Annotated in this window: 32 protein-coding genes; 12 read left to right on the top strand and 20 right to left on the bottom strand. The window is 50.2% G+C overall.

What is annotated here, in order from left to right; genetic code table 11:
* Positions 1-107: 107 nt before the first annotated feature.
* Positions 108-1,814 carry a methyl-accepting chemotaxis protein gene (locus HNY42_RS08865; RefSeq protein ID WP_188004264.1) on the bottom strand — a complete coding sequence of 569 codons (1,707 nt, stop codon included), beginning with the start codon at positions 1,812-1,814 and terminating at the stop codon, positions 108-110.
* A gap of 160 nt (positions 1,815-1,974) precedes the next feature.
* Between HNY42_RS08865 and HNY42_RS08860 the strand changes: the two genes are divergently transcribed.
* A complete protein-coding gene (locus HNY42_RS08860; RefSeq protein ID WP_188004263.1) occupies positions 1,975-3,027 on the top strand; it encodes a C45 family autoproteolytic acyltransferase/hydrolase in 1,053 nt (350 codons plus the stop codon).
* Between the two features lie 52 nt (positions 3,028-3,079).
* Here the strand turns inward: HNY42_RS08860 and HNY42_RS08855 are convergent, their stop codons facing one another.
* The 8 genes from HNY42_RS08855 to HNY42_RS08820 form a co-directional block, all read right to left on the bottom strand.
* Positions 3,080-3,553, bottom strand: coding sequence for a GNAT family N-acetyltransferase (locus HNY42_RS08855; protein ID WP_131504082.1), 474 nt, complete (start codon positions 3,551-3,553; stop codon positions 3,080-3,082).
* A 25-nt stretch (positions 3,554-3,578) separates the two neighbouring features.
* Complete coding sequence (locus tag HNY42_RS08850; protein WP_188004262.1) at positions 3,579-4,163, bottom strand: GNAT family N-acetyltransferase; 585 nt, start codon at positions 4,161-4,163, stop codon at positions 3,579-3,581.
* A 50-nt stretch (positions 4,164-4,213) separates the two neighbouring features.
* Positions 4,214-4,339: a VLRF1 family aeRF1-type release factor gene (locus HNY42_RS16380; protein ID WP_370528999.1), complete on the bottom strand. Its 126-nt coding sequence runs from the start codon at positions 4,337-4,339 to the stop codon at positions 4,214-4,216.
* 26 nt (positions 4,340-4,365) lie between these two features.
* Positions 4,366-4,953, bottom strand: a complete 588-nt coding sequence (locus HNY42_RS08840; RefSeq protein ID WP_131972811.1) for a YdeI/OmpD-associated family protein — start codon at positions 4,951-4,953, stop codon at positions 4,366-4,368.
* Positions 4,954-5,209: 256 nt separating this feature from the next.
* Positions 5,210-5,518: a PTS sugar transporter subunit IIB gene (locus tag HNY42_RS08835; protein ID WP_188004261.1), complete on the bottom strand. Its 309-nt coding sequence runs from the start codon at positions 5,516-5,518 to the stop codon at positions 5,210-5,212.
* The gene (locus HNY42_RS08830) at positions 5,515-5,844 is read right to left on the bottom strand and encodes a PTS sugar transporter subunit IIA (protein ID WP_131504079.1); all 330 of its coding nucleotides are present in this window, start codon (positions 5,842-5,844) and stop codon (positions 5,515-5,517) included. The genes HNY42_RS08835 and HNY42_RS08830 overlap by 4 nt, the downstream gene beginning before the upstream one ends.
* Positions 5,844-7,127, bottom strand: coding sequence for a PTS sugar transporter subunit IIC (locus HNY42_RS08825; RefSeq protein WP_188004260.1), 1,284 nt, complete (start codon positions 7,125-7,127; stop codon positions 5,844-5,846). Before HNY42_RS08825 ends, HNY42_RS08830 begins: the two co-directional genes overlap by 1 nt.
* Positions 7,124-8,452: a 6-phospho-beta-glucosidase gene (locus HNY42_RS08820; protein ID WP_223146464.1), complete on the bottom strand. Its 1,329-nt coding sequence runs from the start codon at positions 8,450-8,452 to the stop codon at positions 7,124-7,126. Before HNY42_RS08820 ends, HNY42_RS08825 begins: the two co-directional genes overlap by 4 nt.
* Before the next feature lie 188 nt (positions 8,453-8,640).
* Between HNY42_RS08820 and HNY42_RS08815 the strand changes: the two genes are divergently transcribed.
* The 5 genes from HNY42_RS08815 (at position 8,641) to HNY42_RS08795 (ending at position 12,840) form a co-directional block, all read left to right on the top strand.
* Positions 8,641-9,375, top strand: a complete 735-nt coding sequence (locus HNY42_RS08815; protein WP_188004259.1) for a GntR family transcriptional regulator — start codon at positions 8,641-8,643, stop codon at positions 9,373-9,375.
* Positions 9,372-10,076, top strand: coding sequence for a chitin disaccharide deacetylase (gene chbG, locus HNY42_RS08810; protein WP_131972815.1), 705 nt, complete (start codon positions 9,372-9,374; stop codon positions 10,074-10,076). The genes HNY42_RS08815 and chbG overlap by 4 nt, the downstream gene beginning before the upstream one ends.
* Positions 10,077-10,242: 166 nt before the next feature.
* Positions 10,243-11,259 carry an ROK family protein gene (locus HNY42_RS08805; protein ID WP_131504075.1) on the top strand — a complete coding sequence of 339 codons (1,017 nt, stop codon included), beginning with the start codon at positions 10,243-10,245 and terminating at the stop codon, positions 11,257-11,259.
* Positions 11,256-12,434 (top strand): MFS transporter, encoded by a 1,179-nt coding sequence (locus HNY42_RS08800; RefSeq protein ID WP_188004258.1) that lies wholly within the window; start codon positions 11,256-11,258, stop codon positions 12,432-12,434. The genes HNY42_RS08805 and HNY42_RS08800 overlap by 4 nt, the downstream gene beginning before the upstream one ends.
* A gap of 25 nt (positions 12,435-12,459) precedes the next feature.
* Positions 12,460-12,840, top strand: coding sequence for a VOC family protein (locus tag HNY42_RS08795; protein WP_131972818.1), 381 nt, complete (start codon positions 12,460-12,462; stop codon positions 12,838-12,840).
* A gap of 91 nt (positions 12,841-12,931) precedes the next feature.
* Here the strand turns inward: HNY42_RS08795 and HNY42_RS08790 are convergent, their stop codons facing one another.
* The 4 genes from HNY42_RS08790 to HNY42_RS08775 form a co-directional block, all read right to left on the bottom strand.
* The gene (locus HNY42_RS08790) at positions 12,932-13,873 is read right to left on the bottom strand and encodes a sensor domain-containing protein (RefSeq protein WP_131972819.1); all 942 of its coding nucleotides are present in this window, start codon (positions 13,871-13,873) and stop codon (positions 12,932-12,934) included.
* A 186-nt stretch (positions 13,874-14,059) separates the two neighbouring features.
* On the bottom strand, positions 14,060-15,040 hold the full coding sequence (locus tag HNY42_RS08785) for a FecCD family ABC transporter permease (RefSeq protein WP_188004257.1): 981 nt from the start codon (positions 15,038-15,040) through the stop codon (positions 14,060-14,062).
* Entirely contained in the window at positions 15,041-16,033 is a 993-nt protein-coding gene (locus HNY42_RS08780) for a FecCD family ABC transporter permease (protein WP_188004256.1), read from the bottom strand.
* A gap of 55 nt (positions 16,034-16,088) precedes the next feature.
* Positions 16,089-17,018, bottom strand: a complete 930-nt coding sequence (locus HNY42_RS08775) for an ABC transporter substrate-binding protein (RefSeq protein ID WP_131972822.1) — start codon at positions 17,016-17,018, stop codon at positions 16,089-16,091.
* A gap of 169 nt (positions 17,019-17,187) precedes the next feature.
* On the opposite strand from HNY42_RS08775, the gene HNY42_RS08770 reads away from it, so the two are divergent.
* Together HNY42_RS08770 and HNY42_RS08765 are read left to right on the top strand one after the other, a co-directional pair.
* A complete protein-coding gene (locus tag HNY42_RS08770) occupies positions 17,188-17,949 on the top strand; it encodes an arylamine N-acetyltransferase family protein (protein ID WP_255508287.1) in 762 nt (253 codons plus the stop codon).
* 14 nt (positions 17,950-17,963) lie between these two features.
* The gene (locus HNY42_RS08765; protein WP_131972824.1) at positions 17,964-18,443 is read left to right on the top strand and encodes an NUDIX hydrolase; all 480 of its coding nucleotides are present in this window, start codon (positions 17,964-17,966) and stop codon (positions 18,441-18,443) included.
* Positions 18,444-18,506: 63 nt separating this feature from the next.
* Here HNY42_RS08765 and HNY42_RS08760 read toward each other — a convergent pair whose 3' ends face one another.
* From HNY42_RS08760 to HNY42_RS16375, 4 genes are all read right to left on the bottom strand, one after another.
* The gene (locus HNY42_RS08760) at positions 18,507-19,217 is read right to left on the bottom strand and encodes a DUF554 domain-containing protein (protein WP_188004255.1); all 711 of its coding nucleotides are present in this window, start codon (positions 19,215-19,217) and stop codon (positions 18,507-18,509) included.
* A 51-nt stretch (positions 19,218-19,268) separates the two neighbouring features.
* Positions 19,269-20,186 carry a DMT family transporter gene (locus HNY42_RS08755; protein ID WP_188004254.1) on the bottom strand — a complete coding sequence of 306 codons (918 nt, stop codon included), beginning with the start codon at positions 20,184-20,186 and terminating at the stop codon, positions 19,269-19,271.
* Positions 20,171-20,842, bottom strand: coding sequence for a GntR family transcriptional regulator (locus tag HNY42_RS08750; protein WP_188004253.1), 672 nt, complete (start codon positions 20,840-20,842; stop codon positions 20,171-20,173). The genes HNY42_RS08755 and HNY42_RS08750 overlap by 16 nt, the downstream gene beginning before the upstream one ends.
* A gap of 100 nt (positions 20,843-20,942) precedes the next feature.
* Positions 20,943-21,197, bottom strand: coding sequence for a CPBP family glutamic-type intramembrane protease (locus tag HNY42_RS16375; protein ID WP_370528998.1), 255 nt, complete (start codon positions 21,195-21,197; stop codon positions 20,943-20,945).
* Between the two features lie 481 nt (positions 21,198-21,678).
* On the opposite strand from HNY42_RS16375, the gene HNY42_RS08740 reads away from it, so the two are divergent.
* From HNY42_RS08740 to HNY42_RS08725, 4 genes are read left to right on the top strand one after another with little or no spacing between them, the layout of a single operon-like run.
* Entirely contained in the window at positions 21,679-22,002 is a 324-nt protein-coding gene (locus HNY42_RS08740) for a PadR family transcriptional regulator (RefSeq protein ID WP_131504065.1), read from the top strand.
* Positions 22,003-22,758 (top strand): HAAS domain-containing protein, encoded by a 756-nt coding sequence (locus HNY42_RS08735; protein ID WP_131504064.1) that lies wholly within the window; start codon positions 22,003-22,005, stop codon positions 22,756-22,758.
* A gap of 31 nt (positions 22,759-22,789) precedes the next feature.
* On the top strand, positions 22,790-23,599 hold the full coding sequence (locus HNY42_RS08730; protein ID WP_165871632.1) for an SMI1/KNR4 family protein: 810 nt from the start codon (positions 22,790-22,792) through the stop codon (positions 23,597-23,599).
* A gap of 24 nt (positions 23,600-23,623) precedes the next feature.
* Positions 23,624-23,797 carry a hypothetical protein gene (locus HNY42_RS08725; protein WP_165871633.1) on the top strand — a complete coding sequence of 58 codons (174 nt, stop codon included), beginning with the start codon at positions 23,624-23,626 and terminating at the stop codon, positions 23,795-23,797.
* 279 nt (positions 23,798-24,076) lie between these two features.
* Here the strand turns inward: HNY42_RS08725 and HNY42_RS08720 are convergent, their stop codons facing one another.
* The 3 genes from HNY42_RS08720 to HNY42_RS08710 are packed head-to-tail and all read right to left on the bottom strand — an operon-like array spanning position 24,077 to position 25,890.
* On the bottom strand, positions 24,077-24,469 hold the full coding sequence (locus HNY42_RS08720) for a GNAT family N-acetyltransferase (protein WP_188004252.1): 393 nt from the start codon (positions 24,467-24,469) through the stop codon (positions 24,077-24,079).
* Positions 24,470-24,472: 3 nt separating this feature from the next.
* On the bottom strand, positions 24,473-24,634 hold the full coding sequence (locus HNY42_RS08715) for a GNAT family N-acetyltransferase (protein ID WP_188004251.1): 162 nt from the start codon (positions 24,632-24,634) through the stop codon (positions 24,473-24,475).
* Between the two features lie 20 nt (positions 24,635-24,654).
* On the bottom strand, positions 24,655-25,890 hold the full coding sequence (locus HNY42_RS08710) for an MDR family MFS transporter (RefSeq protein WP_188004250.1): 1,236 nt from the start codon (positions 25,888-25,890) through the stop codon (positions 24,655-24,657).
* Positions 25,891-25,892 lie beyond the last annotated feature (2 nt).

Below are 25,892 nucleotides of genomic sequence, written 5' to 3'. Positions count from 1 at the left end.
ATCCGTAACCTCCTTTTCTCTATTGCTACTTATTATCGTTCCTTTTTCAAAATCCCTGCTTTTTCCATAAAAAAACAGGTACCTATTTTAGGTACCTGCTTGATTCATTACACGTTAAAACGGCTCGACAATCGTTTTAAATCTTCCGCCATCGTCGCCAGTGATTGTGACGCTGACGAGATTTCCTGCATCGATGCCATCTGTTCTTCCGTCGAAGCCGAGATGTTTTCCGTTCCGGCGGCCGTACTTTCCGTCACGCCTTGAATCTCGCGCATGATCGCAGAAATCTGTTCGCTTCCGGCTGCCATTTCCTGCACAGCGCCGGACACTTCCTCGACTTGCCCTGTCACTTCGCTAATCGAACGTTCGATCGCCTGGAATGAAGCACTCGCTTCACCGGCCACTTGAATTCCGTTCGTCATCTCAGTCGTCACCTTTTCCATCGAAACAACGGATTGTTCTGTTTCCTGTCGGATAACTTGGATCAAGCTCTCGATCTGCTTCGCCGCAAGAGCAGATTGCTCGGCAAGCGTCTTGACTTCCGCTGCAACGACCGCAAATCCGCGTCCCTGTTCACCGGCACGCGCCGCTTCGATCGCCGCGTTCAGTGCCAACAGATTCGTCTGTGCGGCAATTCCCGTGATCGAATCGGTAATCTGTCCGATTTCCTGCGACCGGTTTCCGAGACCGACGATGACTTGACCGAGTTCCGTGAAATCGGTGTTGATCCGCTCCATCTGTTGACCGAGTTGCCGGACGACTTGTCCGCCGTGCGTGACTTTATCCATCGCGTCACCTGTCGCATCTGTCATCTGTTGCGCGTTACCGGCGACTTGACTGACGCCGGACGTTAAGTCCTGAACAGTCCGTGATGCACCGGAGACTTGGTTCAATTGCTGGCTTGCACCACTCGCGATTTCTTCCATCGTCACGGCGACCATTTCCGTCGCTTTCGTCGTCGCTTCCGCATTCGTGCTTAGCTCATCCGATGCTGTCGCAACGTGTTTTGATGTATCCGTCATCTCAATGATGACCTGGTGAAGTTGCTCCGTCATCGTGTTGAATGATGTCGTCAATTGACCAAGTTCGTCTTTTGAGACGTAATCACCTCGGACCGTTAAATCACCTTCACCCGACTGCTTCATCCACCCTTGCAACGAACGAATCGGTTGTGTGATCAGACGTGTGATGTAAATGGCGAGACCTGCAAACAACATCAGGGCGATGACGAAAATACCAAGCATGATGTAGAACGCAGTTTGTTGTTCCTGCTGGTTCAACGCGTTGATGTCTTTCGCTTGTTTCGTCATCGTCTTCATCAGACTTTTTGCCGAGTTCGCGACGTTCTCCCGAACTTGCTCCAGGTTTTCTGAATAACTCTTATACGCGTCTTCATTTTCATTTCGTGACGCAAAGTCTTGGACCATACTCATACCATTATCATATGCCAGTACATTGTCCTTTAATGTTTCCAATTGCTTACTTGATTGTTCCGTCATCTTGGCTGTACGTTCGTATGTATCTAAAGACGACCGGATTTGCGCTTGACGTGTATCAATTTCGCCTCCCAATTCTTCAATCCGCTTCGGATCCGTCGTTAGAATCATTTCGACCAGAAATGAATCAAGCGCCCGGGTATCAATCCGGATTTGAGCGACTTCCTGGACCGGCAACAGATTTTCCTGATACATCGCTTCCGATGCCTTTGACATCTGATTCAGGAAATAAAGCCCGGCGCTTGCCAGTAAAATCATGGCGATGATTGCTGTCGCAATCAATAGTTGAATCTTTTTACGTACCGTTAAATTTTTCATGTTCTCATCCCTCCATCTCCTTTATCGGTAACTTGTTCAAATTATTCAGTGTTTTTTCATGATTGGCGTGAGCAATGTGTTGTCCTGAGCCCTTGATTACGACAGCGGGTACCGGATTCGATATAATCAGAATCATACAGAAACAAAAGGAGTGAAGTCTGTGCAGTCTGTCTCGAATGAAATCACGCAGTTCCGCGGAACACACTATGACTTCGGCCGCGAACAGGGCCGTTACGTCAAACGCAACCAACTGTTGCATAACCGCGAAGACAATTGGAAAATCCGGGTTCCCCGTTTTCAGGTCGACCCTGTCGAAACGAAAGAGATGTTTCTCCGCTATGCCCCGTATATTTGGGATGAGTTGCTCGGGTTACAGGATGAACTCGAATTATCGCTCGCCGATACACTGCTTCATTTTGGTCACTACCGGGTCGAAGGACCGAGCAGCGGCTGTTCGATCATGACGGGCGATAACTTCCTCGTCCGCAATTATGATTATCATCCGATGACGTACGACGGACGGTTCTCCGTCTTTCAACCGATGGACGGCGGTTCCGCCATCATCGGACCGGCGTCCCGCGTCACCGGACGAATGGACGGAATGAACGAACATGGTCTCGCGATGGGGTACAACTTCATCAACCGCCGTCGTCCGGGAGACGGCTTCGTCAGTTTCATGATTGGACGGATCATCCTCGAGACATGTACGTCGGTCGAAGATGCGATTTCGCTCGTCAAAGAGATGCCGCACCGGGGATCTTTCAGTTATGTCGTCCATGACCGGTCGAACCGGTCATTCGTCATCGAAGCGACAGCCCGTGATATCGAAGTCCGCGAGACGAATCTCTGTACAAATCATTTTGATCTGTTGCAACACGAAAACCGGTTTCATCTCGACGATTCAAAACGCCGGATGATGGAACTGAAGACGCATCAGCATTTGATTCAGGATGCGGAATCGGCGTTCCGGCTGTTGAACGATTCCGATAAAGGAGTTTTCTCCGACCTGTACAGTCACTGGGCAGGGACGATTCATACATCGGCCTATTTCCCGTCCGACATGAAAGTCTGGTTTGCGCTCGGCGGCGATCAGGAGCCGGTTGAGTTCAATTTTAAAGACTGGCTTGCCGGAAATGACTTTACCTCAACCCACATTCATGGTGAACTTGAAACCGATATCCAGTTCGCCAATACGCTTCAAACGTGGCGCTGAAAACAACCAAACTCCTCTGTCATCCCATTGGGACAGCAGAGGAGTTTGGTTGTCAGTTCAGCGTTTTTGTCATATGTAAATCCGTTGTGAGAAATCCCGTCGTTTCATAGAGATGAATCGCACGCGTGTTATGCGCAAAAACGTGTAATTTGATTTTTTTGATGTTCATCCTCCGGGCGACCTGTTCGAGCATCTCCATCGCTTGCCGGCCATAGCCTTTTCCTTGATGAACGTCATCGATTTTAAAGTCGAAGATAAAGGCGGTCCGTCCGTGCGTCGATTCGCTTACTTGAAACCAGATCATGCCGACGTCTGTCTGTTCGATGTCGTCCAAAATCGAAAACAGATAATGCTGTTTTGTATGAATCCCGTCCGGCAACAATTGCCCGTACTCAGCTGCCGAACGGTCAACAGCTTCCACTTCTGCCCATGTTCCGGCCTTGACCTTCTCCTCGGCATATTCTTTGATGGCTTCCGGTAGATACGCTGCGTATGCCGTTTCCGACATTTTTTCAAATTTAACCATCGTCCCTCTTCCTTTCTCTTTCCCGTCAGTTTGAACGGTAGCTTACGCGTTGATCAGACACCAAGGTATTGGACCAGTCCTGTGCAAGCATCGCATAAACCGCAACATCATGATACGCGTCGTACAATTTCTCCGCATCACGAAGGATTCCTTCCTGCTGAAAACCTAAACGTTCCGGTATCTTCCGGCTTCGTGTATTGCCGACCGCACATTCGATGACGACCCGGTTCAGTTGTAATGTCGTAAAACAATAGTCTGTGATAAAAGCGACGACAGGTGTCATCAATCCTTTGCCGCGCCCGTTCCCGGTCAAATAATACCCGATCGACGTTTGCCGTAACATCTGATTGATTTCGTGTAAGGCAATCGTCCCGACGAGCTCACCTTTGAAGTAAATGCCGCAGGCAAAGCCGTTGCCGTTCGCATAGTCCGTCAACCAGGCCGGAATGATTTCGTTCCGGTAGATGTCGGGTCCGGTCGCCCCGTCGACCCAGCGGAGCCATTGCCGCAAGTGGTCCCGGTTGGCGTCGATCAACGCATACAGCTCGTCGGCGTCCTGTCGTTCGATTAATTTTAAGCTCAATTGATCGGTAATATGATGCATGAACATCTGATTTCACTCCTTATGTACGTCTAAAGCTATACTTTAGACGTCGACGCTCAAAATACCTGCTTTAGAATATGGTGTTGACTCGATTGTGACAAATTTTTATGGATGACTTGTTTCGGTTTCGTCGTTAACGCCCGCTCGAGGAAGTTTGCTTGTAATCGTTCGCCGATGACGATGATTTGCTCCTAACCGAGCGGTCAATTTAGTTTCTCGACTTCACCTGATAGTTCCCCGTCAATTTTCCTCCATCGTCATAGCGACCGAACAATCGACGTTGCGCCGTATACGCCAAAAACTTTGCTAGACGTTTTTCATACTCCGGGCTGTCTCGCTTGCTGACCTGGATATAACTGATCCGGACACGGATGTAGAGCTCCGGCAACGTCCGGAAAAATTGATAGGTGTCCGGATCTTTTTTCAGTTCCCTGATAATGGATTGATCGATGTCGAACGGTATCGTCAAGTCAGGTGTCACCTTTAACCCCTGTTCCTGCATCTTTCCGAGTGCTGTCAGTCGGCGGACCCGTTCTTTATTCAGTTCAGTCCAGTGACTGTTTGTCCGACGTGGCGTAAATCGCTGAAGCAGTAGGTCCCCGTCCCTTTTTTTAATCCCGTCGATCCAACCAAAACAAAGAGCTTCTTCGACGGTTTCGATATAATCCAACTGATATTTTTCTGCATCCTTTTTATCAAATATAAGCCAAACTTCGGTCTCCGTTAAATGATGATTCTCCAACCAACTATGCCACTGTTCAATATGTTCGATATAAAGCCGTGTTGTGATGTCCATTGGTCGCCCCTTACTTCAATCAAATCATTTTCAGTTTCGTCTCGAACTCACTTCCCCTCCGCGAACGACCATGTCCATTGACCTTTAATCATCAATTGCATCGATGGTCCTGCGGCATCGGTCTCCGATGTTAACTACTTCTTCATGTTTACTAGTTTTCCTGTTTCCGTCGCTTTACCGATTAATTTTCAGACAGAAAAACGCTAACAGGTAAAATCGGCAGAATCAACCGTTTTTACCTGTTAGCGTAAATTCATCAAGCTTCTGTTAATAAGGATTGAGCCTGTTCGAGGACCAAGTCCCCTTTCATCAGACCATAGGCCATCTGATTGATGATCGCGACCCGAACCCCTTTTGGTTCTGCTACTTGACGGATCTTTGTTTCTAAATACCGGACTTGTGGTCCGATTAAAATCACGTCCGTCTGATCCAGATGATGCGATAATTCACTTTCGGGAATGGCTTCGATTGTCACATCAAGTCCTTGTATCACCGCCTGTTCACGCATTTTCCGAACTAAGATCGACGTCGACATGCCGGCCGAGCAAACGAGTAAAATGTTCATGATTTTTCCTCCAGTCGTGTGAGTCGTGTATACAGTTCAACCATCTCGACAGCTAGATCTCTGACGGTCATCGCCGTCATCAAATGGTCTTGGGCATGAATCAACAGAATCGATAACGGCGTTTCAAGACCTTTTGCTTCGTCCTGCAGTAAAGTCGTCTGGGCACGATGCGCCTGCAGACTTTCCTGATTGGCTTCTTCCAGTTTAGATTGGGCTAACGCAAGGTCTCCTTTTTTAGCAGCCTGAATCGATTCCATTGCTGCCGAACGGGCATTGCCTGCATGAAGAATCATCGTAAATGATAGGATTTGCAGTTCTTCTGTCATCAGCTTGCCATCTTCCCTTCTGTTTGTTTTTTCATCGCCCGGACGCCGGCTGCGACGAACGGGACATAAATCGCTGTCGCGAGCGTCAAATTGACGACTTGTAGTGCGATTCCGCGCCAACTCCCGCCTGTTACGAGATATCCGCTGATTAAAGGCGGTGTCGTCCATGGTAAAATCGCGACGGTTTTTGGCACCAGTCCGGTCGACAGCGCGACATAGGACACGATCGTTAATGTGACCGGCACCAGGATGAATGGAATCAACATGATCGGGTTCAAGACGATCGGTAAGCCGAAAATCACCGGTTCGTTGATGTTGAATAATCCAGCGGGTGTCGATAACTTGGCGACTTCGCGGTACGGATGATTTTTCTGTTCGCGGATGACAAAGAAAATGGCAAAGAGAAGAGCAAGCGTCGTACCGGAACCCCCTATGAATACGAAGGAGTCGAGGAAAGGTTTCGTCACCGTATTCGGGACATCGTAAGCAGAAGTCCCGGCTTGGAATGCTTCCAGGTTCTGCTGAATCAACGGCAGATAAATCGGTTCGATGACGGCTCCGATGATGTTTGTCCCATGTAAACCGAAGAACCAGAGAACATGATTTAAAAAGGCAATCGCGATTGCAGCCGGAAGTGTATCCCCGAACCCTTGCAACGGTTTTTGAATACTGTTGAAGATGACTTCAAACAGACTCGACTCAATGGCAAGCGTCATGAATAATTGGAAACCTCCGACGAGGATCAAAATCAATGTGGCCGGAATCAACGCCTGGAACGAGCGGACGACACCATCCGGAACCCCATCCGGCATCGAGATCGTCAACCGTGTCTTCAGTAAGATGCGAAACAGCTCGGTCGTCAAAAGAGAAAGAATGATGGCGACGAATAGTCCTTGCGCGCCGAGCCAGGCAAAACTGAGTCCCCAGTCTTTCGTGACCGGAACGAGAATGATATAGGAGGCGACGGAAATCAACCCTGCCGACAACGGATCGACATCGTAACTTTTAGCCAGGCTGTAAGCGATCGAAAAAGCCACCAGCAATCCTAAAATCGCAAACGATCCGTTCCAGATGTTTCCCCCTAACCCCTGCCAGTTTCCTTCCCCAAACAACCCGTTCATCCAACCGACGAAGTCAAGACTGCCGATGGCGGGGAAGTTATTGATCAGTATCGCGAGAGACCCGACGATGATCAGAGGCATAATGGCGACGAATCCATCCCGTATCGCGACGAGATGGCGTTGGGCCCCGATTCTTCCTGCGATTTCAATGAATTTATTCATGTCCGTTGCGCCTCCTTGGATTGAAATTGTGGTAACCATGCTGCGTGCGCAAGCAGCATCTCCTCGAGTAACGGTTGCGCCCGTTTTTCATCTTGAATCAATGGATTCATCAAAAAGGCTAAGTAAGCATCTTTGACGGATCCGCTTAACGCGGCTTGAATCGTCAATTCTTCCATCTGCTTCATCTGCAAAATCAATCCTTTGACGGATAATGGTATTGGTCCGACCGCAATCGGGAGTGGACCGTCTTTCGTAATGACGGCGTTGACTTCGATGACGGCATCAACCGGTAAGTCGGAAATCGCCCCGCGGTTTAATGTATTGACGGTCTGGATGTCTCCGCGATTGTTGTGAATCGAATCCATCAAAGAGCAGGCAGCATCACTGTAATACGCGCCACCGCGTAATTCGAGTTCAGCCGGTTTTTCGTCTAACTGTTCATCCTGATAGGCTTCGAACAATGTCCGTTCGACTTCCTGGACAATCTCAGCCCGGGTGCCGTTCGTGTTGTAGGTAGCGATATCTTTCTTAAGCGTCTCCGCGGTTTGGAAATAGTACTGGTGGTACGGATTCGGCAACATGTTGACGGCTTGCAAGAAGGAGTCGGACCAACCGAGGCTGACGATATTCGCCGGTGAAAAATCAAGCTGATTCGACATTAGACGCTGCATCACCTCTTGCGTTCGATCGCTTCCGTCGACAAAGACCCGGCGACCAAAGACAAAATGGTTTAAACCGATAAACTCGATCGAGACGCGTTCCACATCGACGTGCAAGACTTCGGCAGTCGAGTTCCGCATGTTAAACGGTATGTTGCAGACACCGATGACTTTTTGGTGGGGACCGTGCTTCAATAACGCTTCCGTCACGATACCGGCTGGATTCGTAAAGTTAATCAGCCAGGCATCGGGACAGATTTCGTGCATCTCTTTTGACAGTTCGAGCAGGACGGGAATCGTCCGGAACGCTTTGAAAATCCCGCCTGCGCCATTCGTTTCCTGACCGATAAAACCGTGTTTCAAAGGAATCTGTTCATCGAGTGCCCGTGCCTGCAACCCTCCGACGCGGATTTGTGTCGATACGAAGTCTGCTCCTTCCAGGGCATGAAGGCGATTTAATGTTGAACTGACACGAATCGGCAAACCGGACCGGTGAATCATCCGCTCTGCAAGCCGGGTAATGATGTCTAACTTGTCTGTTCCGGATTCGATATCACATAAGACGATTTCAGAAACCGGAAAGGATTCATACCGTTTGATGAACCCTTCGATTAATTCAGGTGTATAGCTTGATCCACCTCCGATGATGACAACTTTGATGCCCATGATAAAAACCTCCTCTTTTTTTGTAACCGCTTCCTCTTTTTCTTGATTGTAATGTATCATACAAAAAGAACAAATGTAAATACAAATATCAAATGTATTAATACAAATTTTCGTAACTTGTTATAACATTTGCATTTAGTTGTCTTTTATCGCTACAATAAAAGAAAAATCGTGAAGGAAGGTCCGTCATGGAAACCAACCAATCGTTACACTCCTATATCAAAGAAGAGTTGTTAGAACGTATTAAATCGGGACTCTATCAAGCCGGTCAACAATTACCGACCGAATATGAGCTCTGTGAAGATTTTGATGTCAGCCGGACGACCGTCCGGGCCGCCTTGAATCAATTGACGCTCGAAGGGTACCTGATTCGGCAACAAGGCAAAGGGACGTTCGTCGCCGATCAAAAGGTACGCCAAACCTTATCGGATACACCTGACACCTATACCGAACAGCTCGCTGTCCAAGGCAAACGGGGGCATGTCGCCGCCGTTGATTTGACGGTCGTCCCGGCAAACGCGGCAATCGTCGCCAAGTTAAATGTCAAACTCAATGATCCGATTCAACGGATCGAACGGATTCGCCGGGCCAATGACGAACCGACGCAATACGAAATCTCCTATATCCCCTGGCACATTGCGCCTGGCATCACGAAAAAACAAGCGGAACATTCCCTGTACACGACGCTCCGCGAAACCTTTTCAATTTCCGTCGCCAAAACGACTGAGTCCCTTGAAATCACGTTGGCAGACGAACGAATCAGTGAACATTTAAACTGTGAACTCGGCATGCCGTGTTTTTATATCGAAACGGTTGCTGAAAACACTGCCGGTGAGCCGATTGAATATTCGCGGTCTTATTTCAGAGGTGACAAGACAAACTTCGTCATCGAACGGCACTATGCCGCGGGTGACGTCTTATGAACATTTTCATTAATGCCGATGATTTTGGTTTGACACGCGGTGTGACAGACGGCATCGTCCGGGCACACGAACAGGGCATCGTCCATGCGACAACGCTGATGATGAACGGGCTGGCCGTCCCCTATGCCGTGCAACAAGCAAAACGTTTTCCACAGTTACAGGTTGGTATTCACCTCGTCTTGACTTACGGACGTCCATTGACGACGACGACCACGACATTAACGGACGCGTCCGGTCACTTCCGCTTTACCAACCAATATGCGGAACAGGTCCCCCCTTCTCAAGAAGACGTCTTGACGGAATGGACCGCCCAAATCGAAGCTTTTTTAGCAACCGGTTTGCCATTGCATCATATCGACAGTCATCATCATATTCACGGGTGGAATCCGTTGCAGGAAGTCGTGTTAGAGTTGGCCCGGCGTTACGGGGTGCCTGTCCGTTTTGCCCCGACGCTTGCCGCTCATACGGACTATCTGTTGACGGACACACTGTATACCGGTTTTTATGGCGAAGGAATTTATCTCGACTTGTGGCAGGAACTGCGTTCACTCGATAGCGATTCGGTCGAAATCATGGTCCACCCGGCTTATGTCGATGCCGATCTTCAAGACGTCAGTTCGTATACGACACAACGGGAGGAAGAACTCGCATTATTAACAAGACTTACGTTGCCTGACGACATGACCTTCATGAGCAGATGACAAACCCCGCTTTTGAAAATACGCCAAGGTCTTCGATCAAATCGATTGCCTTAGCGTATTTTTTGTTTAGAAATCTTTTAAAACCATTTGCCATTTGAGTCTTTGCTTGCTACACTCAATCCGACTACTTATTAAAATATTTTAAAAAGTGTAAAGGAGATTGCTTATGGCTGGAACCAATACTGATTTATTAAAACAACTCCGTCAAGCCATCCTGTTTCAACAAATCAATACGATTCCGGAACTGAGCCGGATGTTGTCGGCCAGTTTTCCGACGGTCAAAAAGCACGTGGACATCTTGATCGCACATGGAGAAATCGACGAACAGATGTCGGAATCGTCAAATGGCGGCCGCCCGGCAAAACAGTACCGGTATCGGGCCGATCATACCCATGGACTTGCCCTCTACCTTGAACTCGATGCGATCGGCTTTCGGATATTCGATGCACTCGGAACGGTTCTGTCGTTTGGCACCGAACCGGTCGGGGCAGATGAGCCGCACGTCCCGGCTTTGATCCGTCTGATTCAGCGACTGCTGGAAGAGAATACGCGGATCACCTTCTTGAGCGTCGGGGTTGCCGCATCGGTCGAAGACGGGAAAGTCTTTTTTGCACCGGACTATCCGTCCCTGCAACAGATCGATCTGAAACAGACGCTCGAATCCGAGTTCCGGTTACCGGTCGTCGTCGAAAACGACATGAATGCGGCTGTGGTCGGATTCCACGAAGCAGATCAGAACCGTCAACAATCATTGATTTATTTGTACTTAGGAAAAAACGGTCCCGGTTCCGGGATTTTGATCAACGGTCAGCTCGTGCGCGGAAGCAGTCATTTTGCCGGTGAAATCTCCGTCGTCCCGCAATACGACAAGATGACATTCGGACAAGCGATTGCCAAGCGGCAAACCGCCTTGGATGCCCGGACGATTGATGCGATCAGCCGCTTGACGGCGACGTTTGCCGCGACATTGAATCCGCGTCTGTTGATTTTTAACGGGGAGGAACTGACGGAGCACGATTTGGAACAAATCCGGTTCAAGACAACCGAATACATCCCGGAAGCACATATCCCGCTCTTGATCCGGAGTAACTGGGAAACCGATTACCTGAACGGTTTGACCCGAATCGGATTACAGCTTCTGACCGAACAACCTTTATCAGCGAACAGGAGGAATTCTTCATGAGTGGTGTCTTATTACTCAGCATTATCTATCTGGCATTCATCAGTTTAGGGTTACCGGACTCGTTGCTCGGGGTCGCCTGGCCCGTCATGCGGACGGATTTCGGGGCCGATCTCGAAGTCGCCGGCTGGTTGTTCATGACGATTGCCGGCGGAACGATCATCTCGAGTCTGTTCAGCGGCAAGATTCTCAACCGGTTCGAGACGAGTCATGTCACAGCCTTTTGTGCCGCGATCACAGCCGGCAGCCTGCTCGGATTTTATTTTGCCCCTTCGTTACTGTGGCTGTTTCTGCTTGCGGTTCCGCTCGGTCTCGGTGCCGGAGTCGTCGATGCGGCCCTGAATCATTTTGTCGCGACCCGTTACAAAGCCCATCATATGAACTGGCTCCATTGTTTTTGGGGAGTCGGTGCGACGACCGGACCGTTGATCATGGCGGCGATGATGAGCGGATCCGGCGAATGGCGCAGCGGATATTTGACCGTCGCCCTGACACAGTTTGGTCTCGCTCTCCTGCTCCTTCTCAGTCTACCGCTTTGGAAACAGGCACCGGTCGCTGTCTCGGACGTACCGGACGATTTGTCGTTAACTGATACGCCGTCGAAACGGTTAGTCGGACTACCGTTTGCGTTAGCCTCGTTTGTTCTCTATTGCGGTGCTGAAGCACTGATCGGTTTATGGGGCAGCAGTTATCTCGTCCAGGTCAAATCTTTTTCCGTCGAAACAGCGGCCACCTGGATTTCCGTCTATTACGGCAGCATCACCGTCGGCCGGTTTTTGAGTGGCTTTTTATCGCTCCGGATGACGAACCGCCAGTTGATTCGGTTGGGGCAAGGGACGGCTCTGCTCGGCAGTCTGCTGTTCTTCCTGCCGCTCGACGGTTTGATGCTGACCGGATTTATCCTGATCGGACTCGGACTCGCGCCGATTTATCCGGCCATGTTACATGAGACGCCGGTCCGGTTCGGCCAGGACGCGGCGAAACGGCTGATGGGGGTTCAGATGGCCTTCGCCTACAGCGGCAGTACGTTTTTGCCGCCGTTGTTCGGTGTTCTCGCCTCGTTCCTGACGTTACAGCTGTTCCCGGTGACAGGTTTCCTGATGATTCTGTTCCTGTTGCTCTGTTCCGAACGGCTGAACCGTGTCCTTGCGAAACGGGCATTGTCCCGCGCTTCCTAAATCACTGAAATAGGAGTCTCCTCTCATGAAAATTGAACATATCGCCATCTGGGTCAAGGATCTTGAACGGACGAAACACTTTTACGAAACGTACTTCGAGGCGCAGGCCAATGCGTTGTACCATAATCCGCTCAAAGGATTTTCGTCCTACTTTCTCCACTTTAAGTCAGGTCCACGGCTCGAATTGATGCACCGGACGGATATCGACCACGATGCCCCGCGCGACCGGTTCGGTTATGCCCACATTGCTTTTTCGCTCGGCAGCCGCTTCGCTGTCGATCAACTGACGGCACGGCTCGAGCGGGACGGCTATACCCGGCTTGACGGCCCGCGTCTGACAGGCGACGGTTACTACGAAAGTGTCTTTCTTGATCCGGAAGGACTGACGATTGAATTGACCGTCTGACGCCAATTCAAAAACACCATGCTGTTTCGTACGCTTCCGGTCAAGGAGACGTCGAACTTCATGGTGTTTTCTTTTGTATGTGTTCGGCCAATCATTCTGTAAACAGTTTGTACCTGTTTTTTCCTGATGATTTTGCTTCGTATAACGCGATATCCGCTTGGCGGAGCAGCGTTTTCAGACTGATGTCAGCGTCTTTGTAGGCGACGATTCCGATGCTGGTCGACAGTTCATATGTGTCCCACGTACTCAACCGGACAAGAATTTCATCTGCTTGATCGATCAATGCTTGCTGAGAATCAAAGTGCGTAAACCGAATGACAAATTCGTCTCCGCCCAAGCGGACGGCATAGGCTTCTTTTTGTCCTGCAATCAGTGTCTTCAATCGTCTTGCGACCTCCTGCAGAACAGCGTCCCCGGCATCGTGCCCGTACAGATCGTTGACATTTTTGAAGCCGTCCAAATCAAGGAAGAACAAAGCGCCTTCCGTCTGAGGATGTTGGTCGAATTGATGTGTCAAATACCGCCGATTGTACAGATCCGTCAACATGTCACGCCAGGCAAACCGCTCGAGTTCCAGATAATACGAAAACAGGCGGACGATCCGTTGCAGTAACTCGATACTCTTGCTCTCGAACAAACTGACTTCATCATTGATGGCGCACAATGTACCGAACTTTTCTCCGTTCGCAAGCGAAATCGGAATCCCTAAATAGGACTGAACATTCGCCCCTTCCAGTACTTCCCTCATGCCGTCGAGACTGCGGTCTTTTGTGACATCTTCGTATATAAGCGGTTGTTTCGTTTGAAAATCGATTCGTTGGCAGAGCGAGTAATTCAAATCAATGACCATTCCTTCTGTGACCGGCATCCGGGTCTGCTCTTCGGACAGTTTAATGATCAATTGCTCGGTCTCATTGATGGCTGATAAATAAAACAGCTGTTCCGGCAGAATCTCTTTTGCAAGATCCAGTAAATCATCTGCTAAATCATCAAATTTCGTGTACATTTTCAGTTCTTCAAAGTGTATGTTCATTCAGCACCTCGACACGTCATAGTTTTTAAACACTTCGTCTGAGTTTTTTTATGGACAGCATCTGCTAATCTATTTCATTTTACCATATATCGGATATTGATTTACTGTTCAACTCAAAAAAACACCGCCTTGTCGCACAGTCTCTCAACAGAGAAACGGGTACAAGGCAGTGTGTTTTGGTCGCATTCACGCGCGGTTTTTCCGCAGCAGATACAAGAAGTACGGTACACCAATGATTGCTGTGATCAATCCGGCCGGAATTTCAAGCGGCGGATGAATCCCGCGCCCAATCGCATCGGCGACGACCAACAGTCCGCCGCCGACGAGGACGGCCATCGGAATCAACAGGTGGTGCCGGTGACCGATCAAACGTCGGGCCATATGCGGGGCAACGAGTCCAAGGAACCCGATTGATCCGACCATCGCGACGGCCACACCAGCGAGAACAACAGCAAGCGCGAGAAAGACATACCGGGTTCGTTTCATCCGTAACCCGAGACCGATCGCCGCGTCTTCACTGAGTGACAGAATATCGAGTTGCCGGTGTCCAGACCAGATGGCGAGTCCGAGAATCAGAAAGACCGGCGCCAGGACATACACTTCCGTCCAGCCTTTGCCGAACAGACTGCCGGCAAGCCAAACGAGTGAATCATTCGTCTGGAGCGGAAACTTGATCAACAGATATTCCGTTCCCGACGCACAAATCGCACTGACGGCGATGCCGAGCAAAGCAAAGGAACTGTGTTGCAGCTTGCCGTGATCGGCAAGTAGCATCAGGGCAATCATCACGAGTGCCGCTCCGCCCATCGCTGCAAGCGGCGTCAAAACGAGCGGACCGTCCGGAAGTAACGCAATTGTCAAAACGGTAAACAAGGCCGCTCCGTTCGTCACGCCGATGACGTCCGGGGAGACGAGCGGATTCCGGATGATCGCCTGCAACAAAACACCGGATAGGGCAAAACAACCGCCGGCGAGTAACGCGAGAAGTGTCCGCGGCAACCGGTAGTTCAAGACGATGAAGGCACTTCCATCTCCTTGCAAGGCTGCGACGATTTCACCCGGTTTCAAGTAGACGGAACCGACGCCGAGCAACAGAAAACTGAGCACAGTGACAAGGAGCGACATGAGGACGAGACCAAGCCATGGTTGTTGACGGAGTCTGTTCATTTACGCCACCCCTTTCGTCTGACGTTTCGCTAAATACAAGAAGAACGGCGCCCCGAGTAATGCCGTCACGATCCCGACCGGTGATTCATAGGGATAAGCGATGAACCGGGCGAGGACATCGGCAGACGTCAGCAACAGTCCGCCGCATAACGCGGACACCGGCAGGACATACCGGTAATCCTCCCCGACCAGGCGCCGGACGATGTGCGGGACCATCAGACCGATGAAGCCGATGGCTCCGGCGACGGCAACCGTCACACCGGCCAGCAAGACAACAGCGACGGCTGCCAGCATCCGGATCCGGGTGATGTTTTGCCCCAGTCCGACGGCGACGTCCTGACCGAGTTGGAAAATCGCCAGCGATTTGGCCAGGCTGAAGGCTAAGATCAAGCCGATGATCGACCACGGCACAATCAACCGGACTTCAAGCCAGCCGCTGTCACTGATCGATCCGGATAACCAGTACAAGACATTCGTGATCCGGTCATTGAACAAAATCAACCCTTTCGTCAAAGACGTCAGCAACAAGTGGATCGCCATCCCAACGAGGGCCAGTTTCAGACTCGTCATACCGCGGACGGAAGCAAACGAAAAGACGAGCAACCCGCCAATCATTGCACCAAAGAAAGCGAAGTACACGAGATTGGCCGTCCCGAGCGCCGGGAACAGCAATAACGCGAGAACCACGAACAACGAGGCTCCGGCGTTGACACCAAATACCTGCGGCGAGGCGAGCGGATTCCGGGTGACGGCCTGCATCAATGCTCCGGCGACGGCTAGGTTTGCCCCGAGTATCAGTCCCAGTACTAATCGTGGTAATCGAAGTGTCGTCAGGACCAATGTTTCTTTTGACAAATCACCGGATGACCATTCCCGGATGGCTTCGAGCGGCCGGATCGTCGTCACGCCGAGAAACAGACTGAGATAGGAGCTGAGTCCAATCAGCACAATAAGTAGAACGAGCAAACGGATCAATCGTGTTTTCCGAATCATCAACGGCTTCCCCTTTCATCAACAAAAGCCAGATTGCTCTGGCTCGTGTCGTCGTTTATGATTTTTTCGGATATAGCAGTTGAATCGCTTCGTCGACGATTTGTTCCGCTGCGTCCAGTCCGCGGTAACGGGTCCACAAGTCACGATTGACTTCGTAGACTTCACCTTTTTTCACAGCCGTGATTTGATTCCAGAGCGGATTCTTTTTCCACTCGTTGAGCAGTTTCGGGTCGGCTTCCGCCATGAAGATGACGTCCGGATCCCATTTGACAATCTGCTCCAGCGTAATCGTCACGGTTGGTTCTACTGTTTTCGTGATGGCATTATCGATGCCGAGTTTTTCAAGCAGTTCCCCGTCAAACGATGTCTCTCCGTGTGCCGTCAATGAATCGGACCGGAAGACACCAACCATGATTTTGCGTTGATCGTCCGGATCGACTTTTTGTTTGGCAACTGCGAGTCGCTTGTCATGCAATTTCAGACGTTGCTCCATTTGATCGGTCTGCCCGACGGCTTCCGCGATGCTCTTGAATGATGCAAGGTTTTCCTGATAGGTCGCATTCCGGCTTTTTAAGATGATCGTCGGTGCGATTTGCTGCAATTGTTTGTAGATGCCTTTATGCCGGTTGAAATCTCCGATGATCAAGTCCGGTTTCAGCGAGCTGATGACTTCGAGATTCGGTTGCTGGCGTGTCCCGACTTCCGTAAAGGAAATCTTCTTATCGAGCAGCCCCGATACATCATCCTTGTTTTCCTGTGCGATGCCGACCGGTTCAATACCCAGTTCGTCGAGCGCGTCGACGAACGAGAACTCAAGGGCCACGATCCGTTTCGGATGGTCCGGCACGTTCGTTGTTCCTGCTTCATGCGTGACAGCGTGCGTCTTTTTCGTCGTCTCTTCTTTCGCTTGTCCGGCACACGCCGCAAGCATCAGACAACTCATTACTAAAAGCGCTAATGCGCCGGTCATTCGTTTTCGTAACATGAGGAGCCTCCTTCTTCATCCGGAATGAGAATCATTCTTAATTAATCCTGTTTCAGCATAACAAAGTTCATCACGAAACAAAAGACCAAATCTTATTTTCAGATAACATGTATCCTGTCATGAACAGGAATATGCGATAATGGAATCATCGATTAAAGGAGGAATTGTCTTGTCTACATTTATTAAAGACGTAGCCGGCCGGATCCATTATCCGCTCGGCCATACGTTAACATTTGCCGATTTACCCGCGCTGCTTGAAGCCTTTGCCTATCACCTGCCGTTTGACAATGCAGCGGTTCTTGAAAAAGAGTCGGTTCCGTTTGACCAGAACCGACTACGACAGACCTTCATCGAACGTCAGGCGGGCGGTGTCTGCTATGATCTCAACCATTTGCTGTACGAAGTGTTACGAATCAAAGGGTTTGACGTTTCACTTCTCAAGGCGACTGTCTTCGATCAGGAAAATGACGTCTGGTCCGCGACCGGTCCGACCCACGTCGCCGTCCTGCTGTCGCACCAGGAGCAGACCTATCTCGTCGATACGGGATTCGGTGTCAATCTCGCCCTACGCCCGATTCCTCTGACCGGAGAAACAATCACATCACCGAGCGGCAACTACCGGATTGCCCCGAACGGCGCCGGTTATCAGCTGGAGATGTTACGGACCGGTCAGGATGACGAGTTTGTCATCGGGTACCATTTCTACACGCAACAGACGATCGAACCGGCTGCTCTATCCGACATGGAACAGATCATCCAGGAGCATCAGGCTTCCCCCTTCAACAAACGCAGTCTGCTCGCCATCCGTAAGGCCGATGGACACCGTATTCTGACACGACAGGCGTTGACGACCTGGACCGACGGCAAGAAAACGATTCAACCGGTAACATCCGACGACCAGTACGCGGCCTTTAAACACGACTTCTTTTAAGGAGATGAGGAGACTTGTATCGCTATACACTCTGTTTGATTCGCAAGAACGATCAGTGGTTGCTGCTGAACCGGCAAAAACAACCGGCGATGGGGATGTGGAACGGGGTCGGCGGTAAAATCGAAGCTGGTGAGTCACCGGCGGAATCCGTCACCCGGGAAACGTTTGAAGAAACCGGTCTGACTCTGACCGATGTCCAGTTTTCGGGGACGATTCTTTTGCAGGCGGACGAGACGGTCGGGATTTATTTGTTCCTTGCCGAACTTCCGCCTGATCAGCTCCTCGTGACACCGCTCGCGACCCGGGAAGGCATTCTCGACTGGAAACAACTCGACTGGATCCTCGACCCGGACAATACCGGTGTCATCAGTAATCTGAAGACTTACCTGCCGCACGTCTTAAAACAGACGACACCACAGCTCCACACGTTTCACTATGACGGGCACCGGCTGCTTGAGCACCATATTTCTGAACTGGAACAAACCATCCGTTAAAAAAGACATCCGTTTGCCTGCTGCTGACCGAAATCAACAGTGCAAACGGATGTCTTTTAAGTTTCAGTTAAAACCAAGCAGTTCCAAACCGGTCACGATCAATCCGACCATTACGATTCCGGGTAACAAGTTCGCGACCCGGATTTTGGTGATGCCGGCTAGATTCAAGCCGATTGCTAAAATCATCACACCGCCGGTCGCCGTCATCTCCACGATGAATTGCTGAAGGATAGCGTCCGGAACAAATTGCGTAATCGCCACTGCGCTGAGAGCAATTGCTCCTTGATAAACGAGAACCGGAATCGCCGAAAAGATGACGCCGATCCCGAGAGTCGAGCTGAGGACAAGTGCCGTGAAGCCGTCAATCAATCCTTTTGTATAGAGGACGTCATGGTCCTGACGTAAACCGCCGTCAAGCGCCCCGAGTACGCCCATTGCTCCGATGACGAAAATCAACGTGGCTGTGACGAAACCTTCTGCGATATTCGATGGATGACCCCGTCCGATTTTTAGTTCAAGCCATTCGCCAACTCGGTTCAGCTTTTCATCAATTCGTAACCATTCACCGATTGCCCCGCCTAAGACGAGACTGCCGATGACGATCAGGAAGTTCTCACTCTTCAGCCCCATCTGAACACCAAGCACGACGACAGCGAGTCCGATTGCCTGAACAACCGTTTCCTTCGTCCGTTCGGGAATTTTATGAAACAGCAGACCGAGTAATGTACCGATGACGATTAATCCTGTATTGACAAGTGTGCCGGTTAAGACCATCCTGTGTCCTCTTTTCTAAGTAACCATATTTACATATGGTATTTGAAATAATTATATATCCGGTACTTCTTTTGACTGGGCTTGCTTTAAACTGTGAATCGTCATTCCGAGCATGACAAGCATCATCCCGAACAACGCGAGACCGGTCGGAAAGACGGCGTGTAAAAACAGCATCTCCCCGAGGACGGTGAACAGGATTTCAAACGACTGTGTCGCTTCGACCGCTGCAAGACGGACCGGTTCCGTCCGGACGAGTGTCGTCGCATAAAAGAACAATGATGTCGCGATGACGCCGGAGAATAAGGCGACCAGCCCCGACTGTCCGACTTGCCCCGCGGACGGTAAGCCGACCTGCACGTAGGCGATCGCAGATAACACGAGCCAAAACGGCAGACTGGCCACCGTCATCCCGAGAATCCGGTCAAAGACATCCAGCTCGTTGCCGTACCGTTCCATCATCTTCCGGTTGCCGAGCGGATAGGCAATCGCAGCACAAAGGACCGGAATAATCCCAAGCAACAGCGTCTTAAGCGACAGTCCTTCCGCGACTGACAGTTGCATCAGGAAGACACCGACGACGATCAACAACGAATAGCGCAGTGACGCCCAGGGAATCGATTGCTTAAAGAGTGGCGCCAGCAACGGTCCTGCTAGAATCGTCACCTGCCAGGTTCCGGCAATCAGCCAGCCCGGCGAATAATCGGCGGCGAGGCAAATCCCGCTGTAAAATATCCCAAAGCCGATCGTCCCGTACGTCAGCCAAAAGTACGGTGCTTCCCGAAGTGCCGACCAGACACGACCTAGCCGGCGCCGGTAGGCGACAATCACGACGAGCAGCGGCAACATCAGATAAAACCGTAAGGCGGCGCTGTAGATCCAGTGCCCCCCGCTCCCTTGCATCGACTGGTTCAGGATGAAGGTGACGGCAAAAAACATCGCCGCCAAAATCCCGATTATGATGGGTCGCATGGCGTGTCCTCCTCTAAAGAAGCAATCAGATGGCGCCCGAGACCATTCCAATTTTGTTCCGTTGCGCGGACGAGTGCTTCGATATTCGCGCTTTGACAGGCTTCAATGATTGTTTGGTGATCCGTGACCGAATCATGACCGTGGCGGCTGAACTGGGCATACTCGAGCCGGCGGATCAGCGGCGTCAGACGGTTCAGTGTTTCCGTCAGTTGATCGTTTTGACTCCGTTCGAGGAACAGACCATGAAAGGCATCATCCAGTCGAAGGGCCGACTCCGCGTCCTGACGTTCAATCGCTTCTTCAAATGTTTTCTCGATCTCAATCAATTGTTCGATGTCTGTTGCTTGCATCAACGGGAATGCCAGGCGTGCCGCCAACGCATGAAGCGTCGCGACAATCGGAAACGTCTGGCGGGTTTGTGTCGCATCAAGTAGCGTGACGTTCGTCCGCGAGCCGCGTTTCATCGCGACCAGTCCCTCCTCCTCCAGTTTTTTCAGCGCTTCGCGGACCGGTGTCCGGCTGACGCCAAACGCTTCCGCAAGCTCCTGGTCGTTCAGCTTTTGACCCGGTACAAGCGTCAAGGTAATGATTTGCTGTTGCAGTCGTTGATACACTTCTTCACTTAACGAGAGTCGTTTAATCGGTTGAGTTTTCATACAACTAATATATTACATATCAATTCCGGCTGTATAGTCTTTTTTCCCAAAAAAATGAAGCAACCAAAATCAGTTGCATTCTAAAGGCGTGCTCTGTTTCTTATGCCGCAAGCGGTCGTTTCAAATGACTGAGATCATGCCGCTTAAGCAGCAGCTGAATCAGAATCGCCAAGGCAACAAACACTTGCGTCACGAGATTCGGGATCGCGAGATTCACATTCAGAACATCCGCGGCGATACTTGAAAAATCCCACAAGGTGTGGAAAAAGATCAACGGCCACAGATTGTTGAGCTTCAGTGCAATCAAGGCAAAAAACAATCCGAACAAAAACGTATTGCCGAGTTGAAAAATCATCGCACTTACCGGAATGAAAGCAATCAAATTCAAGAGATGAAACGACGAGCACGACTTGATACAACACGATCAACAAAATCGGAATGTACCAGACGAGTCCCCGGATTTTTAACGGGGAGAAACCGACGGCTGCAAACGAACTGTTGCGACGGATGAACCAAACTAAAAAAACTGCGGTCAAGATTTCACCAAAAATCGCAATCCGCAACAATTCCGGATCCCCGTAGTAGATGCCGAACCCAAATGCCGAGACGGCCATGACAAGCGCCATGATCAAAAAGACGACGGCTGCCGAGATGATGATCGTCCGTTTTTCCACCTTTGTCCCCTCCTTACATGAGTGACTGGTTTTCCGCTCCTTTTACCTTTTATTTACCTCGTTCCCGTAAACATAATCCTGACTTTCCTCATTACCTTGCAATGCATGATAGCATGACGTACAATTACCTTGTATTACATGATAGTGAAACGAGGAATAGCGATGTCATCAACCCAAATGTTAAAAGGCATTCTTGACGGTTGTCTCCTCGCCTTGATTGCCGAGGAAGAAGTATATGGTTATGAACTGGCAACAAAACTCGCCGCCCACGGTTTTGCGGACGTCAGTGAAGGGACGATCTATCCGTTGTTGATGCGGATGCAAAAACGGGGTTGGATTGAAGCGACGCAACGGGTCTCACCGAGCGGACCAAAACGAAAGTATTATGCCATCACCCACACCGGACGCGAGGAACTGGTAGCGTTCACGACGCGCTGGCAGCAACTGGCGGCGAGCGTACAGCATATTTTAAAGGAGGACTCCTGAATGCAGACGTTATCTGACGAATCAAGACGGTTTCTAGAAGATTTAACACTCTACTTGCTCGCCTCCGGAAAAAACGAACAGGCGACGCAAGACATCGTTACCGAACTCGAGGATCATTTACAGGAAGCCGAGGCGGACGGTAAGTCGGTTGCGGCCATCACCGGTGACAGTCCGGCCGCCTATATTCAATCCATTGCCTCAGAGATGACGACCGATTACCGCGAATCGTTTTGGCTGCTGTTTCAAATTCTCGCAGGCGTCTTCAGTTTTCTGTTGTTTCAAGACTTGCTCGACGGACCGTTGTCCTACAGTCTGTACTTTTTAGTCGGCTTCATCATCTTGATCAGTTCTTTGCTGATCGTTTTGAGTCGATGTTTACGCTACAGCGCGACGCACACTCCTTCGAAACGTCCATTCCTGGTGTTTGGTCTGTCCACAGGCGTAATCTTCTTGTTGCTGATGGGACTGTTTTTAACCGACTCACAGGTCACGTCACCGACGATTCACTTTTCCTGGTTGACCAGTTCGATCATTGGTCTCAGCGCCTTCCTCCTCATCGGATACAGTGCGTACCGGGCGAAGACCTGGATCTTGCCACTTGGGCTCCTGGCTTATTTGTTGCCGCAATTTTTCCTGCGTTATCAGCTCGATTGGTCCGCTTTATCCGCTGTCGGTGTCGGCTATATCTGCGGTTCTATTTTGATGACCGGACTATTTTTTTACGAAAAAAAATCCAAAAAAACGAATCAGACTTGAATCGTTTACCAAACAGATCGGAGATGGAACATTGAATATTTGGGATCAAGAAGACGATTATGGCATTCTCGCGCCCTTATCAGAACAGGACATCCAACAAATCGAGCATGAACTGCAGATTACATTTCCTGAAAGTTTTCTCAGCGTATTAAGAAAGCAGAACGGGGGTTGTCTCTTGTATAACGCTGTCTCGGTAGATTTTGAAAATACGTGGTCGGAACCTGGAGAAGCCAGTTACTTACCCATTCGGTACCTCGAAGGTCTCAGCTACGACTCGTTCACCGAGTCGACTAAACTTGTTTTGCCGGAATGGGGCATCACAGGGAAACATGTCACTATCGGTGACGGTGAAGGAATCTATATTTACTACTTAAACTTTGATCAACAGGATAATAATCCGTCCGTGTGGTACCTTGACACTTCCGATGAATCCACACGCGAAGTGGCTCCAACCTTTCAAGATTTTCTGTCCCGGTGGATGATTCAAGAACCAGACTTAGAACCACTTGATTTAGAGGCGTTTTATGCCAGTTATCCTTCGATGGAAGAAATTAATCTTTCTATTCAAAGTGAGGATATCGATACCGTCTTATATGCATTCGGTAGTTGGATGACGATTGGTTTGGAACAAGAACGGTTAGTCCACGAAATGATGAAACGAATTAACACGACGACGGATCCGGACCTCCTTGACTTCTTCGCCCAAAGTTTGACGAATTTAGTGTTGAATACAGGGGCGGACGTTTACGTTTCCAATGAACAATTGGCAAGACTCCTGGAATCAAAAGGAGTTGATTCCGATTTAAATGTTTACATCAACTGGTTACGCGCTGAAGATTAACATTCATTCCGGGAGGTCTACATCATGTCTGAAACCTTTTTGTTTTTGATCATTATCGCTTCTCTGACCATTTGGATCAGCCTGTCAAAAGAAGTATCTAAATCATCTCAAGATTTTAACCGTCCCAAAATGCTGACCTTATTGACCGCCGGATCAATCTCTACGATTATTTTAATCATTGCGCTTGTACAGCCATGACAGCCGTCTGATGAGAAGAACTGTGTTCAAAACACGACAGGATAGACTGGGTCCTGGAAGCAACTTTTGTTCAAAAATTCACCGGAATCGTGATTGAAGGTCTGACGCGTCACACTCTGATTAAAAGTATCCTTGCTACAATCATCAGTCTGTCCGTAAGCCTGTTGTTCTTTAAATACAGGGTCCGTACAGGACGCTGACGGGACACCTGCTTCCTTTCCAACGATTTTCCCAAAAAAACAAGACGTCCCTCTTTCGAGAAGGACGTCTGTTACTGTTTTATGTGATGCTGCTCGACTGTGCTTCATACCGTTCCCGTGTCCAGCGGTACAGCCGGCTCGTCACGGTCCGCCCGTCAATCCGTTCCATGACGAACGGTCGGTCCAACACATGTTCAAATCCCAGTTTTTCGACGACCCGGCGTGACGGACTGTTAAAGTCAAAATGCGCACACCAGACAAGATCGACTTTCATCGTCTCAAATGCCACTGCGAGGGCGGTCCGGACGATTTCCGGCATCCGTCCCTGCCCCCAGTAGTCGGGATGAAGGACAAATCCGAACTCGACCTGCTTCAAGTCGGCCAGTTCCTTGACCGGACGCCGGTCATGAAAACCGAAGCTGCCGATGACCCGTCCCGTCGCCTTGTCGACGATTGCATAGCCGTCGTTCACCTCTTAAAAGATGTTGATGACGTCCTGACTTTCAGCGAGCGACGCATGCGGTGCCCAGCCGGCGTTTGGTCCGACACGCGGATCCTTCGCATAGGCATAAAGACTGTCGGCGTCACTTTTCTGCCAGCGCCGTAACCGGTGCCGTTCTGTTTCAATGATTTCCACTTTTCTATCCCCTTTCGCTTTTATGAAGCCTGCTGTTTTTCAGCGATTTTTTCTTTTCGGAACAAGCCAAGGTAAACCAGTCCGAGGCCGAGACAGACGATCAGTCCGATGTAGACACTCATCATGAACGGCGCAAGGACCGCTCCGAGGATGAGCGTCGACCGCGACAATAAATCGGCTCCGGCGTGAGACGTGCCGGCAAAGGCCGAGTAGGCGCCGCGTTGGTCGGCCGGCATCATATTTGCTTTTTCCGCGTTCAGTGTCGGTGAATAGAGCAGCTCCCCCATCGTCGCGATGAAAATGAACGTCAGTAACAGCGTCAATGAATTCGCACTCGTCACCGTCGCGTAACCGATGATGTAAAGGGCCAGTCCGCCGACGAGCGCCTGCTTATTTGTAAAGCGGTTGGACAAACGCTGGATGAAAAACGTCAGACAGACGACAAGAATCGTATTTTCGATATTGATCAAACTGAGCATCCGGACACCATTGACACTCAGATCGCCGATTGTCACCGTATCAAATTCGTCCGCTAATCGGACGGCGACATAACTGCCCATCGAAAACTCGGCGGCGAGAATACACATCGAACCGAAGACAACCTTGACAAACGGCCGGTCACGCCAGGCAATCTGATAACTTTTCCCGAGATCCCGGAACACATTCCGGAGAGGTTGTTTCTGCCAGACGTGTTTCGACTCGTCGAGCAGGAAATGATAGGCGACCGGCAGTAACAGCGATGTACACGTCAGCAGGCTGAACAAAAATAGCCGGTTGCTGACGTAAAGCCAACCACCAAGCGCCGTTCCGAGGGCGATCGACAGATTGATCAGCCAGTAATCGATCGCATAAACGGCCCGCCGGTTTTCCGGTGTCGTTGCGTCGATGATGATTGCACTCATCGCCGGCCGTCCGATGTTGCTCGTCACGGTAAATACGGCATAGGCAATCGTAAAGAGCAGCATTTGATTGGCGGCGAGACTGATCGTCATGACTAAAAACATTAATCCGGTCGCCGTCGTCGACAGGACGAGCAGGCGTTTCCGCGGAAAGCGATCCGCGAGGTAACCACCAATCAAGCCGATCAGGAAGCTGATAATCACTGTCCCGATTAAAAAGATCCCGGCAAATACTTTGCTGTACGCCTGAACAAATAACAGGGCCATAAACGGCATGATGGCGAACGAAATCGTCCGGTTGATAAACGATGTGACCAATCTGACTTTAATTGGCCGAGGCATTTCTTTCCATTTCATAT

Origin of the sequence: Exiguobacterium sp. Helios (assembly GCF_014524545.1) — a bacterium.
Taxonomy (GTDB): Bacteria; Bacillota; Bacilli; order Exiguobacteriales; family Exiguobacteriaceae; genus Exiguobacterium_A.
This window is presented reverse-complemented; position numbering and strand designations above follow the sequence as displayed.